The 16,588-nt window shown below is 61.0% G+C and carries 16 protein-coding genes; 15 read left to right on the forward strand and 1 reads right to left on the reverse strand.

Going from position 1 to position 16,588, the window contains the following annotated elements; all coding sequences use genetic code 11:
• Nucleotide 1 precedes the first annotated feature (1 nt).
• On the reverse strand, nt 2-424 hold the full coding sequence (locus AWB69_RS25375) for a VOC family protein (RefSeq protein ID WP_062089582.1): 423 nt from the start codon (nt 422-424) through the stop codon (nt 2-4).
• A 148-nt stretch (nt 425-572) separates the two neighbouring features.
• On the opposite strand from AWB69_RS25375, the gene AWB69_RS25380 reads away from it, so the two are divergent.
• The 15 genes from AWB69_RS25380 to AWB69_RS25450 all read left to right on the forward strand — a co-directional run bounded on the left by AWB69_RS25380 (nt 573) and on the right by AWB69_RS25450 (nt 16,582).
• Entirely contained in the window at nt 573-1,538 is a 966-nt protein-coding gene (locus AWB69_RS25380) for a LysR family transcriptional regulator (protein WP_062089583.1), read from the forward strand.
• 183 nt (nt 1,539-1,721) lie between these two features.
• On the forward strand, nt 1,722-3,083 hold the full coding sequence (miaB, locus tag AWB69_RS25385) for a tRNA (N6-isopentenyl adenosine(37)-C2)-methylthiotransferase MiaB (protein ID WP_062089584.1): 1,362 nt from the start codon (nt 1,722-1,724) through the stop codon (nt 3,081-3,083).
• A 33-nt stretch (nt 3,084-3,116) separates the two neighbouring features.
• Entirely contained in the window at nt 3,117-4,202 is a 1,086-nt protein-coding gene (locus AWB69_RS25390; protein ID WP_062089585.1) for a PhoH family protein, read from the forward strand.
• Nucleotides 4,203-4,228: 26 nt separating this feature from the next.
• Nucleotides 4,229-4,696, forward strand: coding sequence for an rRNA maturation RNase YbeY (gene ybeY, locus AWB69_RS25395; protein ID WP_062089586.1), 468 nt, complete (start codon nt 4,229-4,231; stop codon nt 4,694-4,696).
• Between the two features lie 3 nt (nt 4,697-4,699).
• A complete protein-coding gene (locus tag AWB69_RS25400; protein WP_062890659.1) occupies nt 4,700-5,380 on the forward strand; it encodes a gamma-glutamylcyclotransferase in 681 nt (226 codons plus the stop codon).
• Between the two features lie 248 nt (nt 5,381-5,628).
• Nucleotides 5,629-6,546, forward strand: coding sequence for an HlyC/CorC family transporter (locus AWB69_RS25405; protein WP_062089587.1), 918 nt, complete (start codon nt 5,629-5,631; stop codon nt 6,544-6,546).
• A gap of 221 nt (nt 6,547-6,767) precedes the next feature.
• Complete coding sequence (gene lnt, locus AWB69_RS25410) at nt 6,768-8,495, forward strand: apolipoprotein N-acyltransferase (protein ID WP_062089588.1); 1,728 nt, start codon at nt 6,768-6,770, stop codon at nt 8,493-8,495.
• A gap of 28 nt (nt 8,496-8,523) precedes the next feature.
• Complete coding sequence (locus AWB69_RS25415) at nt 8,524-8,973, forward strand: GNAT family N-acetyltransferase (protein WP_197500318.1); 450 nt, start codon at nt 8,524-8,526, stop codon at nt 8,971-8,973.
• 183 nt (nt 8,974-9,156) lie between these two features.
• Entirely contained in the window at nt 9,157-10,164 is a 1,008-nt protein-coding gene (glyQ, locus tag AWB69_RS25420; protein WP_075643985.1) for a glycine--tRNA ligase subunit alpha, read from the forward strand.
• A gap of 18 nt (nt 10,165-10,182) precedes the next feature.
• The gene (glyS, locus tag AWB69_RS25425) at nt 10,183-12,282 is read left to right on the forward strand and encodes a glycine--tRNA ligase subunit beta (RefSeq protein WP_062089590.1); all 2,100 of its coding nucleotides are present in this window, start codon (nt 10,183-10,185) and stop codon (nt 12,280-12,282) included.
• An 11-nt stretch (nt 12,283-12,293) separates the two neighbouring features.
• Nucleotides 12,294-12,857 (forward strand): D-glycero-beta-D-manno-heptose 1,7-bisphosphate 7-phosphatase, encoded by a 564-nt coding sequence (gmhB, locus tag AWB69_RS25430; protein ID WP_062089633.1) that lies wholly within the window; start codon nt 12,294-12,296, stop codon nt 12,855-12,857.
• A 76-nt stretch (nt 12,858-12,933) separates the two neighbouring features.
• Nucleotides 12,934-13,725, forward strand: a complete 792-nt coding sequence (locus AWB69_RS25435) for a lysophospholipid acyltransferase family protein (RefSeq protein WP_062089591.1) — start codon at nt 12,934-12,936, stop codon at nt 13,723-13,725.
• 105 nt (nt 13,726-13,830) lie between these two features.
• Entirely contained in the window at nt 13,831-14,823 is a 993-nt protein-coding gene (locus tag AWB69_RS25440) for a M48 family metallopeptidase (protein ID WP_062089592.1), read from the forward strand.
• Nucleotides 14,824-14,993: 170 nt separating this feature from the next.
• Nucleotides 14,994-15,380, forward strand: coding sequence for a lactoylglutathione lyase (gene gloA / locus AWB69_RS25445; RefSeq protein WP_056351352.1), 387 nt, complete (start codon nt 14,994-14,996; stop codon nt 15,378-15,380).
• Nucleotides 15,381-15,646: 266 nt separating this feature from the next.
• Nucleotides 15,647-16,582: a DMT family transporter gene (locus AWB69_RS25450; RefSeq protein ID WP_062089593.1), complete on the forward strand. Its 936-nt coding sequence runs from the start codon at nt 15,647-15,649 to the stop codon at nt 16,580-16,582.
• Nucleotides 16,583-16,588: the final 6 nt, after the last annotated feature.

Raw genomic sequence — 16,588 nt, forward strand, 5'->3', positions numbered from 1 at the left:
CTTAGTTTGAGATTGCGGAGAATGTGGAGATTGCGGAGAACGAGGCAGTCGACGTCACGAATTCGATGACCACGCCCGGCGCAAGCTGCACAAACACTTGCTGCTCACGGGTGAGCGGAACGTCGGCTGAGGAAAACGGGATTGCGTGTTCGTGCAGGCGCGCGAGCAACGCGTGCCATTCGGCCTCGCCTTGCACGCGCAGCGCGAGATGATCAATACGCGTGGCCGCCCGGCCACCTGGCGGCGAAGCGAGCACCGAACCGTTCCCGATCAGATGCACGGCGGGCGCTCCATCCACATAAAGCCAGTACCCGCCTACGCCGAACGGCGGTCGCGGGCCGACTTTCATGCCGGCTATATCGACGAGAAAATGGCGGATCGGCTCGCAATCCGGCGCGACGATCGTGACGTGATCCAGTTTCATCGGGGAACGCGTGTCACGGCGCGTCCGGAAAATTCGGGCTGCATGATCGGCCTCATACGCTGCAATGCATCAAATTTTGCGCGTCGAGAAGCATTTTGATAATTGGCGTAGCATTTGAAGCATTATCAAAAACAGATTGAGAATCACGATGGATCGACTCGGCGACATGCGCCTGTTCACGGAAGCGGCAGCGCTCGGCAGTTTGTCCGCGGCGGGGCGCAAACTGGGCTTGTCGCCCGCGGCGGCCAGCGCCCGGCTGCTCAAGCTGGAGAAATCCCTCACCGCGCGGCTGTTCGAGCGCACCACCCGGCAACTCAGGCTCACCAACGAGGGCCGGCTTTATCTGCAGCATTGCCGGATCGCGCTGCAGGCTATCGACGACGGCGAAGCCGCGCTCCACGCCGGCCAGAATCTCGTGCGCGGCAAGGTGCGGATCTCGGCCACATCGGATTTCGGGCGCAACCTGCTGTGCCATTGGCTCGATGAATTCAGCCGCCTGCACCGGGACGTGAGTTTTTCGCTGACGCTGTCGGATTCGGTGTCGAATCTGCTGCTGGAAGATATTGATCTGGCGATTCGCTTCAACCAGCCGTCGGAAGGCAATCTCATTGCGCGGCGGCTGGCGCCGAACCGGCGTGTGCTGTGCGCATCGCCGGACTATCTGGCCCGGCACGGCGAGCCGACAACGCCCGCCGATCTCGCCACGCACACGTTCGCGGTGCTGGCGACCTCCACGGCCACGTTCAACGAGTTCCAGTTCGTCCGTGGCGACGAGCGTTTCACCCACACCGTGCCGCTCGACGACGCCTGGGAAACCAACGACGGCGCGCTGTCCCGCGCCTGGGCGCTGTCCGGCCAGGGCATTGCGCATAAATCGATCTGGGATATAGCCGCCGATGTCCGCTCCGGCGCGCTGAAAATTTTGCTGGCAGACTGGTGTTCCAACGAGGCGGCGGTGCACGCGGTGTATCACTGCAACCGGTATATGGCGCCGCGGGTGCGCGTGCTGCTGGATTTCCTGATCGAACGCTTCGGCCGCGCGACCGCCGAATTACTCGGCGACCTGGCCTATCCGCCCGGCCACCAGGGGCACGAAATCGAGCGGACGCTATAATAACGAGTTGAACTGTCGAACCTCGCGTCGTGCGATTTCCGGCCATTTCAGGCGAAATGGGTCTAAAAGGGGTCTAAAAACGAGCGCAAAAGCCGACGAAATGAAACACGCAAATCCCTCGCTGTCCCCTTTAACGCATTAAAAACCGCGCCCCCAGACTAATCACTGCGACCGGCGAAATTCATGACCAAGAAAGTGTATGTAAAGACCTTTGGCTGCCAGATGAACGAGTACGACTCCGACAAAATGGTCGACGTGCTCGGAGCAGCCCATGGCCTCACCCAGACGGATACGCCGGAAGATGCCGACGTCATTCTCTTCAACACGTGTTCGGTGCGCGAAAAAGCGCAGGAAAAGGTTTTCTCCGACCTCGGCCGCGTGCGCGAGCTGAAGGAAGCCAACCCGAACCTGATCATTGGCGTGGGCGGTTGCGTGGCGAGCCAGGAAGGCGCGGCGATTGTGTCCCGCGCTCCTTACGTGGACCTGGTGTTCGGCCCGCAAACGCTGCATCGTCTGCCGGAAATGATTGCGAAACGGCGTTCCAGCGGCCGTTCGCAAGTCGATATCTCGTTTCCGGAAATCGAAAAATTCGATCATCTGCCGCCGGCGCGCGTGGACGGCCCGAGCGCGTTCGTATCGATCATGGAAGGCTGCAGCAAGTACTGCAGCTATTGCGTGGTGCCCTACACGCGCGGTGAGGAAGTATCGCGGCCGCTGGACGACGTGCTGACCGAAATCGCGGGCCTCGCCGACCAGGGCGTGCGCGAAGTCACCATGCTCGGCCAGAACGTGAATGCGTACCGTGGACCGGTGACACAGCATTCCACTGACATTGCCGATTTCGCCACGCTGATCGAATACGTGGCGGAAATTCCGGGCATTGAACGGATTCGCTACACCACGTCGCATCCGAAGGAATTCACGCAGCGCCTGATTGATACGTACGCGAAAGTGCCCAAGCTCGTGAGCCACTTGCACTTGCCGGTGCAGCACGGTTCCGACCGCATCCTGATGGCGATGAAACGCGGTTATACCGTGCTCGAATACAAGTCGGTGATCCGCAGGCTGCGGGCGATCCGTCCGGATTTGTCGCTGTCCACGGACATGATCGTCGGGTTCCCGGGCGAGACGGAAGACGACTTCCAGAAGATGATGAAGCTCATCGACGAAATGAGCTACGACACCAGTTTCTCGTTCATCTACAGCCCGCGTCCCGGCACGCCCGCTGCAAACCTGCACGACGACACCCCGCGCGAAGTGAAGCTCAAGCGTTTGCAACATTTGCAGGCGACCATTGAGACGAACGTGGCGAAGATCAGCAACGCCATGCTGGGTTCGGTGCAGAGGATCCTGGTGGAAGGCCCGTCGCGCAAGGACCCGAGCGAACTCGCCGGACGCACCGAGAATAATCGCGTGGTGAATTTCCCCGCGCCAGTCTCGTCGCACAAACGGTTGATCGGCCAGATGGTCGATGTGGAAATCAACGTGGCGTATCCGCATTCGTTGCGCGGCGAGCTGGTTTTGACGCCCGCGACGACTCACTAAACCCGCAGCTTCGACAGGAACCCGACTCTCGCCTTGAAGACCGCTCAGCAGCATATGGAATTCACCGCACCGCGCGACGACAACGCGCGGCTCGCCAACCTGTGTGGCCCGCTCGACGAAAACCTGCGGCAAATCGAGCAGGCGCTCGACGTGACGCTGACGCGTCGCGGACACAAGATCACCATCCGCGGGCGCGGCGCGAAGGTTGCGCTGGCGGCGCTCGAGAATTTCTACAATCGCGCGAAGGACACGTTGTCGGTGGACGACATCCAGTTGGCGCTGGTCGAAGCGCGTAATGCGGCACGGCGCGACAAACCTTCGAACAATCTGAACTCCGATCCCGTCGATCCGCGTTTTCGTGGAGACCCTGATCATCCGTTCGATGAACCCAGCGCGACCATAGACCTGGGCGAAGAAGAAGATCCGGGTCCGAAGCTGTACACGCGCCGCGCCGATCTACGCGGCCGCACCCCAATGCAGCGCGAATACCTGAAGCAGATCATTGCGCACGACGTGACGTTTGGCATTGGCCCGGCGGGTACGGGCAAGACCTATCTGGCGGTGGCGTGCGCGGTGGATTCGCTCGAACGCGACCAGGTGAAGCGCATTGTGCTGACGCGTCCTGCAGTGGAAGCCGGCGAACGCCTGGGTTTCCTGCCGGGCGATCTCGCGCAGAAAGTGGATCCGTATTTGCGCCCGTTGTACGACGCGCTCTACGACCTGCTCGGTTTCGATAAAACCGCGAAAATGTTCGAGCGCCAGATGATCGAAATTGCGCCGCTCGCGTACATGCGCGGCCGGACGCTGAATCACGCGTTCATCATTTTGGACGAAGCGCAGAACACCACGCCCGAGCAGATGAAGATGTTCCTGACGCGGATTGGTTTCGGGTCGAAGGCCGTTGTCACCGGCGACACCACGCAGGTCGATTTACCGCGTGGGCACCGTAGCGGGTTGATTGAGGCGCAACACATACTGGCCGATGTGCGCGGTATCGCTATGACAAAGTTCACGAGCGTGGACGTGGTGCGGCATCCGCTGGTCGCGCGCATTGTGGAAGCGTACGACGCGCAGTCGGCGCGTGATGCCGTCGCTGCCACGGCTTCGGCCGGAAAATAATCGCGCACCTATTCGCCCGAATCCGCATGCCCAAACTTGCCCTGACGCTTCAGTTTCCCGCCGCCAAAACGTTTCCTGAACACAAGGCGCTGTTGCCGCGTGCAACTGTCGCCGGCTGGATCAAGGCGTCGTTGTTCGCGGACGCGGAACTGACCGTGCGTTTCGTCGATACCGAGGAAGGCCGGACGCTGAACCGGTCTTATCGGCAGAAGGATTACGCGACCAATGTGCTCACGTTCGCGTACGCCGAGTCGGAAGACGATCCGGTCACGGGCGACCTGGTGCTGTGCTGTCCGGTAGTGGAACGCGAAGCGCGCGAGCAGGACAAGCCGCTCGCCGCTCATTACGCACATCTGATCGTGCACGGTACGCTGCATGCTCAGGGCTACGATCATGAAGATTCGGCGGAAGCGGAGGAAATGGAATCGATCGAAACCGGCATCATGCAAAAGCTGGGTTTCACCGATCCTTACCTGCCGTTGCCGCCCAACTAAGCCGTGACTCCCGACCCTTCCCCGCTCCCCGGACTGCCCGCCCAGATTCCCGACGACTACCCGCCGGTGTTCGGGGAATCGCGTCTTCTCACTGACGAAGAACTCGCGGCATCGCGTGAAAAAGCGCTGGCGCACTGGGATCGCAAGAGCGATCTCTGGCTGTTCGGCTATGGCTCGCTGATCTGGAACCCGGGCCTGCCCGCCGTGGAAACGGTGCGCAGCAAGGTGCACGGTTATCATCGCGGACTGTATTTGTGGTCGCGCGTGAATCGCGGCACGCCCGAGCAGCCCGGCCTGGTGCTGGCGCTGGATCGCGGTGGTTCGTGCTCCGGCATGGCGTTCCGGCTTGCCGCCGAAGGCGCGGAGTCGCACCTTGAAGTGCTGTGGCGCCGCGAAATGGCGATGAATTCCTACCGCGTGGCCTGGTTGCCGTGCACGCTGGTGGACGGCCGCCGCGTGGAGGCGCTGGCCTTCGTGATGCGACGCGAGGCGTCCACCTACACCGGCAAGCTTGCCGACCCGATGGTGCGCCACGTGCTCGGCTGCGCCACCGGCCGATACGGCACCACGCTCGACTACGTCAGCCGCACCGTGGCGGCGCTGCGCGAATGCGGCATGCCGGACCGGCAGCTCGAAGCGCTTTTGCAGCGGTGCTGCCGGGATGCAAATTCGTCGCAGGAATGAGTGCGGCGGCACGCATTAAAAGCACGCATAAAACTGCGCTGAACGCTGGGTAGCTGACTCAAATGAGATACCCGACCGCGACCAATCGGCCAACGTCACCGGCTCGACATACTCGGCCGATATTTATCAGTTAGGATGTTTCTACGAGATTTGAACGTCTTCGTGCCGGCCCGAATTGGCGCGAATTTTCCTTGGTGTATTCTTAACTTTCCGTAATTTCGCGTTCGGAACCATCCGGACGCCCCACTATGAACGACGCCTATCCCAGTCGACGACAAACCGACAAACCGCAGGAAAAGCGCACGCTGCTTGAGCGCCTGACCGATTTCATCTCGCACGAACCTGAATCGCGCGACGAATTGCTGGAAGTCCTTCAGGACGCCCACGAACGCAATCTGCTCGACGCAGATTCGCTCTCCATGATTGAAGGTGTGTTCCAGGTCTCGGAACTCTGCGCGCGCGACATCATGATTCCGCGTGCCCAGATGGACGCCATCAACATTGCCGAAACGCCCGAGCAGTTCATTCCGTTCATGCTCGAAAAAGCGCACTCGCGTTATCCGGTATTCGAAAGCAACCGGGACAACGTGATCGGCGTGCTGCTTGCAAAAGACTTGCTGCGTTACTACCACGAAGAAGAATTCGATGTCCGCGGCATGCTTCGCCCCGCTGTGTTCATCCCCGAATCGAAACGCCTGAACGTATTGCTGCACGATTTCCGCGTGAACCGGAATCACATTGCCATCGTCGTTGACGAATACGGCGGCGTGGCCGGACTGATCACGATTGAAGACGTGCTGGAACAGATCGTTGGCGACATTGAAGACGAGTACGACTTCGACGAAGAAGCCGGCAACATCATTGCGACGCCGGATGGCGCGCATCGTGTGCGTGCGCTGACCGGTATCGAGCAGTTCAACGAACAGTTCGGCACGCACTACTCCGACGACGAAGTCGACACCATCGGCGGGCTGGTCACGCACCGGTTCGGGCGTGTGCCGCATCGTGGAGAGAAGGTGCGGATTGACGACTTCGTGTTCGAAATCCTGCGCGGCGACGCCCGTCAGATCCACGTGCTGCGCGTACGGCGCGCACCGAATATGAACGTGCTCGACGGGAATTCGCGCAACTACCGCGACAACGATCACGACGATGAACGCGATTGAACGCGTCTGATCCGGTTTGATCTCAATAATAGAGAACGCTTAGTTACGCCCCTGATCCGGCCCTGACCTGCTTAAGCCTGTAACACAGCGTGTTCACACTACGCGTCAGTTGCAGCAGCGGCGTGCCAGGCGGTTATGCAGGCGTTTTGCGCCTTTTTCGTGAAATGACGCGCGCCGGTCACGCTTTGTCTTTCGCTTACGTTATGCCGACCCCGTAATCCATGGCCGACTCTTCGACTCCTGTTACCTCACGGCGCGGCTCACAGCCCGTGCCCTCTGAAAAACGCGCCGGCACGGCCCGGTCCCTGCCGTTCTGGCATTACCTGGTCGCGGCAGTCCTCGGCGCCGCCAACACGCTTTCGTTCGCACCCACGCCGCACGGCGGCTGGCTGGAACTGGTGATCTTCGCGCTGTTCTTCGCGTGGCTCACGCGCACCAGTGGCTGGAAAGGCGCGGCCTTGACGGGCTGGGCGTTTGGATTCGGCAACTTCGTGACGGGCGTGTGGTGGCTGTACGTCAGCATGCATGACTACGGCGGCATGGCAGCCCCGCTGGCGGCTGCGGCGGTCGCGTTGTTCTCCATGTATCTCGCAATCTATCCGGCGCTGGCTGGCGTGGTCTGGTCGCTATGCGCGGGCCGTGCGCGGTATGACGACAATGAGGACGACAACGGCTTCTCCGCTGCCGTGCCCGCCGATGAACCCCGCTTCGTGCCGACGTGGCATGGCGCGTTTGCGTTCGCGAGTGCATGGGCGCTGGGCGAATGGTTGCGCGGTCTCGTGTTCACGGGTTTCCCGTGGCTTGCCAGTGGATATGCGCAAGTCGATGGCCCGCTGGGGGGCTTCGGATCTGTCGCAGGCGTGTACGGCGTGGGCTGGGTGCTGGGACTCGTGGCGGCGTTGCTCGTGCAGGGGTTCTACAGCTTCAGGCACGGCGCAGCGAGCGGGACTTCAATGGGCGCGCGTCTTGCACCGGCCATTGTGGCGGTGCTCCTGGTTGCGTCCGGCATGTTGCTCTCGCTGGTCGAATGGACGACTCCTGCGAACGCGCCGCTCACCGTCAGGCTGCTGCAGGGCAACGTGAAACAGGAGATGAAGTTCGAGCAGGAAGGCGTCGATCAATCGCTGGCGCTGTATAAAAAGCTGATCACCGAAAAACCTGCGGATCTCATCGTCACGCCGGAAACGGCATTGCCCATTCTTGCCGTCCAGGTGCCGCCTGACCTGGCGCTCGCGCTGCGCAATTTCTCCGATACAACCAACTCATCCATCCTGTTCGGCGCTATCGGCGTGACTGCTTCGGAAGGCCGCGTGACCGGCTACACGAACAGCCTGTTCGGCATCACGCCGAACCAGCGGGACGTGTACCGCTACGACAAACATCATCTCGTGCCATTCGGCGAATTCGTTCCAACCGGCTTCCACTGGTTCGTGGCGCTGATGGGCATTCCGCTCGGCGACCTTGGACGCGGGCCGCCGGTGCAGAAATCGTTCTTCGTTCACAACCAGCCGATAGCCGTCGATATCTGCTACGAAGATATTTTCGGTGAAGAGATTGCGCGGACGATTCGCGAACAGGAAGCACCCGCGGGCATCCTGGTGAACTCGACGAATCTTGCGTGGTTCGGCAACACCATCGCACTGGATCAGCATTTGCAAATGGCCCGCATGCGTTCGATCGAAACCGGTCGTCCAATGCTGCGCTCGACCAACACGGGCACAACGGCGGTGATCGCGGCGAATGGCGCTGTAGTGGCACGGTTGCCCGTGTACACAGTCGGTTCTCTCGATGCCACCGTCCAGGGCACGTCCGGCCGCACGCCCTACGTCACGAGCGGCAACATGACGGTGATCCTGGTGTCGCTGTTGCTGCTGGCGTTCGGATTTGCGTTCGCGCCGGGCAGGAATGGCCGCAACAAACCTGACGACAATGGTTCCAAAAAGTCCTGAGCCGGCCCGTTTTGCAATCCGCAAAGCCGTGCGAGCCGACGCGGACGCCGCGTGGGACATTCGCCGCGCCGCCGTGATGAGCGAATGCCCGAGCGCGTATCCGTTGGACCAACTGGAACAGTGGACCGGCGGTACGGCCTCGAGAGCATTCGCTGATGCCGTAGAAGAGCGTTTCCTGGTGGCAACCGTCGATGAGCACGTGGCGGGCACCGGCATGATCGACCTCACGACAGGCAAAATCGATGCAATTTTTGTCCATCCGGCGTATATGAAACGCGGCATTGGTGCAGCAATGATGCGTCACCTGGAAACACTCGCGCGCTCGCAGGGACTCCGGGAACTCAAGCTCGACTCCACGCTGAACGCCGCTTCGTTTTATCGCTCCCTCGGTTTCGAAGGCGATGAAATCGCCCCGTACCGCTCGCCACGCGGCCTGACCATGGATTGCGTGCCAATGACGAAACGGCTCAGCGGATAACACCCGTTTTTACCGGTCGAATGGCCGATGAGTCCGCCGTTCATCCCCGGAAAGTCGCACAAGACCCTCATTCCCGCTAAAATTCAACGTTTTAGCCCTCCGGCCGGCGCATTTTTCCGGTCCACTTCGAGAACACGCCGGCCCACCGGCCCCAAGCTTCGAAGGCACGCTTCAAAGGCATTCATGCTCACTTTTCAGCAAATCATCCTGACGCTGCAATCCTATTGGGATAACAAGGGTTGCGCGCTTCTCCAACCGATCGACATGGAAGTCGGCGCGGGCACATCGCACGTGCACACATTCCTGCGCGCTATCGGTCCGGAGCCGTGGCGGGCGGCGTATGTCCAGCCGTCGCGGCGTCCCAAGGACGGCCGTTACGGCGACAACCCGAACCGCCTGCAGCACTACTACCAGTACCAGGTGGTGCTGAAACCCGCGCCTGAAAACATCCTGGACCTGTACCTCGGCTCGCTCGAGGCGCTTGGCTTTGACCTGAAGCAGAACGACGTCCGTTTCGTGGAAGACGACTGGGAAAACCCGACGCTCGGCGCGTGGGGGCTCGGTTGGGAAGTCTGGCTGAACGGCATGGAAGTGACGCAGTTCACCTACTTCCAGCAGGTCGGCGGTATTGACTGCAAGCCGGTGCTCGGTGAGATCACCTACGGGCTCGAACGGCTCGCCATGTATCTGCAGAAAGTCGAGAACGTCTACGACCTCGTGTGGACCGAATGGGAAGAGGACACGCCGAACGGCCGCGAACTGCGGCGCCTGACGTATGGCGACGTCTATCACCAGAACGAAGTCGAGCAATCCACGTACAACTTCGAGCACGCGAACGTCGACCTGCTGTTCACGTTCTTCAAGAGCTACGAAGCCGAAGCACAGAAAATGATCGAAGCGAAGCTCTCGCTGCCCGCGTACGAGCTCGTGCTGAAAGCCGGCCACACGTTCAATTTGCTGGACGCACGCGGCGCGATTTCCGTGACGGAGCGCGCGGCGTATATCGGCCGGATTCGCGATTTGTCGCGTGCGGTGGCAAAGGGGTATTACGAGTCGCGTGAAGCGCTCGGTTTCCCGATGCTGGGCAATCCCGTACATGCCGCGGCCGGACTTGTCTCGGACGCACAAGATGCCGCGAAGCCCGCATGGGCGCCGGCGCTGAAGGTCGAGCGCAATATCGATCAGGCCTGACCAGAGCACGACATAACAATGACCGAAACCAATCTTGCATCGCTGCTCGTCGAGCTGCGGACCGAAGAACTTCCGCCGAAAGCGCTCGCGCGCCTGGGCACCTCGTTTGCCGAAGGCATCGTGCAGCGGCTTGCCGCGCGCGACCTGATTGAAGGCGAAGCGATCTTTGAAAAATACGCCACGCCGCGACGTCTCGCCGTGCTCATCAAGAACGTGCGCGCAGTCGCGCCGGAACGGCAAGTGCGCGAGAAAGTGCTGCCGGTTTCCGTCGCACTGGACAAGGACGGCCAGCCCACCGCGCCGCTCGCAAAGAAACTTGCGGCGCTCGGTTTCCCCGACTTCCCCATTGGCGACCTCGAGCGCGCGCAGGACGGCAAGGCCGAAGCGTTTTTCCTGCGCTACGCCGCGCCCGGCGCAACGCTTGCGGACGGCCTGCAGACCGCTCTGCAAGAGACACTCGGCAAGTTGCCTATTCCGAAGCTGATGACGTATCAGCGGCCCGACGGCACCAGCGTGCAGTTCGTGCGGCCGGTGCATGGGCTGATTGCGTTGCATGGCCGTCATATCGTGCCGGTGAGCGCACTGGGCGTCGACTCCGGTGACACCACGCTGGGTCATCGCTTCATGTCGGAAGGGACCGTGGCAATTGGCAATGCTGACGATTACGCCAGCACGCTGCGATCGAAGGGCAAGGTCGTGGCGAATTTCGACGATCGCCGCGAATCCATCCGCACGCAGTTGCAGGCATTCGCCCGCGAAGATCGCGTGGTGATGCCCGAGTCGTTGCTCGATGAAGTGAACGCGCTGGTCGAGTGGCCGGTCGTGTATCAGTGCCGTTTTGACGAGTCGTTCCTGCAGGTGCCGCAGGAATGCCTGATCCTCACCATGCAGACGAACCAGAAGTATTTCGCGCTGACTGACGAGCACGGCAAGCTACGTTCGCGTTTCCTGATTGTGTCGAACATCGACACCGAAACGCCCGGCGATATTGTGGAAGGTAATGAACGCGTGGTCCGGCCCCGTCTGGCCGACGCCAAGTTCTTCTTCGAGCAGGACAAGAAGAAACGCCTCGCCGACCGCGTGCCGCTGCTCGCGAACGTGGTGTATCACAACAAGCTCGGTTCGCAGTTGCAACGCGTGCAGCGGCTTGAAGCACTGGCCGGCGAAATTGCGCCCATGATCGGCGTGGACGTGGCCGTCACGAAGCGCGCCGCCCTGCTCGCGAAGGCCGACCTGATCACGGACATGGTGGGTGAATTCCCCGAACTGCAGGGGACCATGGGCACGTATTACGCACACCACGACGGTGAGCCGGAAGAAGTCGCGCTCGCGTGTTCGGAACACTATCAGCCGCGTTTCTCCGGCGATGAAACCCCGTCAACCGGCGTGAGCAGCGCCGTCGCTTTGGCCGACAAGCTGGAAACGATCGTCGGTATCTGGGGCATTGGCCTGCAGCCAACCGGCGAAAAAGATCCGTTCGCGCTGCGCCGTCACGCGCTCGGCGTGTTGCGCATCCTGCTGGAAAAGCGCCTTGCCATCGACTTGTTCGACCTGCTGCGTACCGCGTACAAGCAATTCGCCGGCATGCCGCAAGTCGTGGATTCAACCGACGCCATCTACGCGTTTTTCATGGACCGGCTGCGCGGCGTGCTGCGTGAGCGCGGCTTCAACGCCATTGAAATCGACGCGGTGCTGAGCCTGAACCCCACGCGCCTGGACGATATTGTCGCGCGCCTGGACGCCGTGCGGGAATTCGCTGCGCTGCCCGAAGCAGCGTCGCTTGCCGCGGCGAACAAACGCATCTCGAATATCCTGAAGAAGTCGGCTGAAGGCGTGCCGGCCAGCGTGCAGGCTGCGTTGCTTCAAGAAGCGGCCGAGAAAGCGCTCTACGCTCAACTCGAGCAAGTCGCACCGCGCGTGCAACAGCAACTGGCCGAGCGCAATTACACGGAAGCGCTTTCCGCGCTGTCCGCCTTGCGTGATGCCGTGGATACCTTCTTCAATGACGTGATGGTGAACGCGGAAGATCCCGCGCTGCGAAACAACCGTCTGGCTCTTCTCGGCGCACTGCATCAGCAGATGAATTGCGTCGCGGACATTTCGAAGCTTGCCGCCTGATGCGCCACACCATGCCGACCAACGCAAACAAGAAACTGGTGATTCTCGATCGTGACGGCGTGATCAACGTCGACTCCGACGCGTTCATCAAGTCGCCCGACGAATGGGTTGCCATCCCGGGCAGCCTGGAAGCGATCGCGCGTTTGAACCAGGCCGGCTATCGGGTGGCGATTGCATCGAATCAATCGGGTATAGGCCGTGGTCTGTTCGACATGGCCGCGCTCAACGCCATGCACGAAAAGATGAACCGGACAGCGGCGGCAGTGGGTGGCCGCATAGACGCCGTGTTTTTCTGTCCGCACACGCAGGAAGACGAGTGCGAGTGCCGCAAGCCGAAACCCGGCATGCTGCAGCAGATCGTGGAGCGCTTCGAGATCGATCCTGCCGAGACGCCCATGGTCGGCGACTCGCTGCGCGATCTGCAGGCAGGCGCGGCGCTCGGCTTCGAGTTGCATCTGGTGCTGACCGGCAAGGGGCAAAAAACGCTGGCAGCGGGCAATCTTCCGCCGAATACGAAGGTACACGACGACCTGCGCCACTTCGCGCTCGACTTCCTTGCCGCACATCACGACTGACCTGATACCTGACACCTGATACCTGATACGTGACGCAGGGGGTTTTCGTCACATCACATAAGACTTGTCCAAGCCCATGCGCTTCATTCGTTCGCTGTTGCTGATGGTTTTTTTCGCGGTATATACGGTGCCGTACGCGTGTGCATGCTTCATCGCGTTTCCGTTCATGAGCGCCGAAAAGCGCTACTGGATGGCGGCGTACTGGTGCAAGTCGTGCGTCGTGGTGATGCGTTGCCTGAACGGCATTCGCTACCGGATCGAAGGCATGGAGAACCTCCCCGACGGTCCAGCCGTGTTGTTGTCCAAGCACCAGTCCGCATGGGAAACGCTGGCGTTCCCCGCGTTGATGCCGCGTCCGCTCTGCTATGTGTTCAAGCGTGAGTTGCTGTTCGTGCCGTTCTTCGGCTGGGCCATGGGCCTGTTGAAGATGGTGCATATCGACCGGCGTCAGGGCAAGGACGCCTTTGCTTCAGTGGCGCGGCAAGGGCGCGAACGCATGGCCGAGGGCGCGTGGGTCATCATGTTCCCGGAAGGCACGCGTACGCGCGTGGGCCAGCAGGGCAAGTACAAGTCGGGCGGTGCGCGGTTCGCGTGTGCGGCAGGTGCGCCGGTTGTCCCTATTGCCCACAATGCCGGGCACGTCTGGCCGCGGAAATCGTTTCTCAAATATGCGGGTATAGTCACAATGTCGATCGGTCTTCCGATCGACACGACAGGCCTCACGCCGGAAGAAGTCAACCTGCGTGTGGAGCGCTGGATCGAAACGGAAATGCGTCGTATTGATCCAGACTCCTACGGTCCCGCCGATCGTGTCGCTGCTGAGACTGAATCAGAATCCAAGTCTCACGGTGCGGCTACCGGCCTGTAGACCCGGGTGCCGTTATCGTTTCGCCCGTTTCGACCGTTTCTATCGTTAGTTTCATTACTTTCGTTCTTCCCGTCATTCCCGCGCCGCGTGCGCCAAGCTGAGCCGATGCAGAAGACTCCCTCGCGACAGCGTCCCGCTGCCGCGCTCGACAACCCGCAACTCGACCTGCCGCTCAATCTTCCCAGTGAGCCAAGGCCGTCGAGTGCGGCACCATCGCCTGCCATGTCGGGCACTTTTGCCACGCCTGCCCCGGCCATGCCCGCAACATTGCGTGGCGATATCGCGCCGGCTGATACGACCGAGACCGCGAGTACGCCCGCGCCGCCCTTACGTGCGCCCACTGCGCCCGACGGCGCGCGCAACCGGCACCTCATGCTCGGTTCGCAAATGCTCGATTACCGCTTGAAGCGCTCGTCGCGCCGCACGATCGGCTTCACTATCGACGGCACCGGTCTTGCCATTACTGCGCCGCGCTGGGTAACTATCGGCGCAATAGAAAGCGCGATTGCCGAGAAGGAAAAGTGGATTTTCAAGAAGCTCACCGAATGGCAAACGCGGGTGGAACAACGCGTGGTGCCCCGCATTGAATGGAAGGATGGCGCGCAGCTTCCGTATCTCGGGCAGACCGTCACCGTGATGATGACCTCGGCACCGGGTACGACGGGCAAGAGCGCGACTCAACCGGCCTTCGATACCGACAGTGGCGTGCTATGGCTCGGCGTTCCCGCACTGGCAGATGCTCAGCTCATTCGCGAGCGTGTGCAACGCTGGCTGCATGTTCAGGCGCTGGAGGTTTTCGGCGAACGGCTGCCGGTGTATGCGGCCAAACTGGGTGTGGAGTTCAGGGCTTATGCGTTGTCTTCTGCTGCCACGCGCTGGGGCAGTTGTTCCAGCGACGGCAAGATTCGCCTGAACTGGAGGCTGATTCATTTCCCGGTGCATGTCATTGACTATGTGGTCGCGCACGAACTCGCGCATCTTCGCGAGATGAATCACAGTCCGCGGTTCTGGGCCACGGTCGAGTCAATCTTCCCGGACTTCCGCGAAGCGCGGCATACGCTCAAGCATCATCCGCCCGAGTTGCTGCCGCTGCTTTGACGCCTCCCCAGCGCCGACCGGCACGGAGCAGCGCGCTGCGAGCATTCGCGGTGAGCAGTACAATTTTGGACGTGGCCGTTTTTGTCGCGCGCGCTGTTCACTGAGACGCAGTAAAAGACGCGGCGAAGCGGACCATCCGCTCCATTGACATTCCCCACAGGAACCCCATCATGCGACTTCTTCACACCATGCTGCGAGTCGGCGACTTGCAGCGATCCATCGATTTCTACACGCGCATCCTCGGTATGAAAGTGCTCCGTCAGAGCGAAAACACCGAGTACAAATACACGCTGGCGTTCGTCGGTTACGGCGATGAAAGCGAAAACAGCGTGCTCGAACTGACCTACAACTGGGGCGTCGACAAGTACGACCTGGGCTCGGCTTACGGCCACATTGCGCTGGAAGTGGACGACGCGGCAGCGGCTTGCAATCGTATTCGCGAAGCAGGCGGCAAGGTTTCGCGCGAAGCCGGTCCGGTGAAAGGCGGAACGACGGTGATCGCTTTTGTTGAAGATCCGGACGGGTACAAGGTCGAGTTGATCGAGAAGCATTCCTGAGACGGTTTGCTGGTTTCCAGTCAAGAGCTCCCGCAGTGTTTGAGGCTCCTTCGGGAGCCTCATTCTTTTTGACCTCCTACCACCCTGCATTGCGCCTTGTCGCCTCGCTGATCAGAACCAATTAATCAGATATCCTTAGTTAATTGGAGCCGCGATAACACCTGCCACCACGTCCATTCGCCGCAAGCCCGCATGACAGCCTGACGCCATCAGTGGCAGAATGCGCCAGAGACGTGATTCAGCAACCAGTTAAAACACAATAATCAATGAGCACCACTGCCCTGCCTGTGCGCCGCGCGCCCGACGCCACCGCCATCCTGTTGATGATCGCGCTATGCGCAGTGTGGGGTTTCCAGCAAGTCGCCATCAAGGGTGCAAACGCTTCTTTCCCGCCGCTGCTTCAAGCGGGCATCCGCTCAAGCATAGCGACAATTCTCGTCTGGCTATGGACACGTTCACGCGGCATCGCGCTGTTTCGCCGCGACAATACCCTCGCGTCCGGCCTGCTCGCCGGTGTGCTGTTCGGCGGCGAGTTCGTGTGCATTTTCCTGGGGCTGACGTTGACGAGCGCCACGCGCATGGTCGTCTTTCTCTACACTGCGCCGTGTTTCATGGCGCTTGGCCTGCACTGGTTCGTCGCGGGAGAAAAACTGAAGCGGATACAGTGGGCGGGAATAGCGCTCGCGTTCGGCGGCATCACACTCGCTTTCGCCGATGGTTTCCTGCACCCGGCCACGGGCAGCACGTCGACATGGCAAGGAACGGCAGGCGATGCCCTCGGCGTACTCGGCGGCGTCTTCTGGGCAGCAACAACGGTCGTCATCCGCGCATCACCGCTCGCTCGTGCCAGCGCGAGCAAGACGCTCCTCTATCAGCTCGCGGTATCGACCATTGTTTTGCTCGGGCTCGCCTTCGCGCTCGGGCAAACGCATGTGAGCACGATCACGTTGACCGCCGTCGCCAGCCTCGCCTATCAGGCAATCGTGGTGGCGTTCCTGAGCTATCTCACGTGGTTCTGGTTGCTCACGCGCTACATGGCGTCCCGGCTCTCCGTGTTCTCGTTTCTCACGCCCATCTTTGGTGTTGGGTTCGGCGTTGCACTGCTGGGCGAAACGCTGACTAACCGATTCATGATTGCATCGGCGCTGGTTGTGGCCGGCATTGCGCTGGTCAATGCACCCGCCGGACGGCGGCGCACCTGATCACAC

The organism is Caballeronia udeis, assembly GCF_001544555.2.
Taxonomy (GTDB): Bacteria; Pseudomonadota; Gammaproteobacteria; order Burkholderiales; family Burkholderiaceae; genus Caballeronia; species Caballeronia udeis.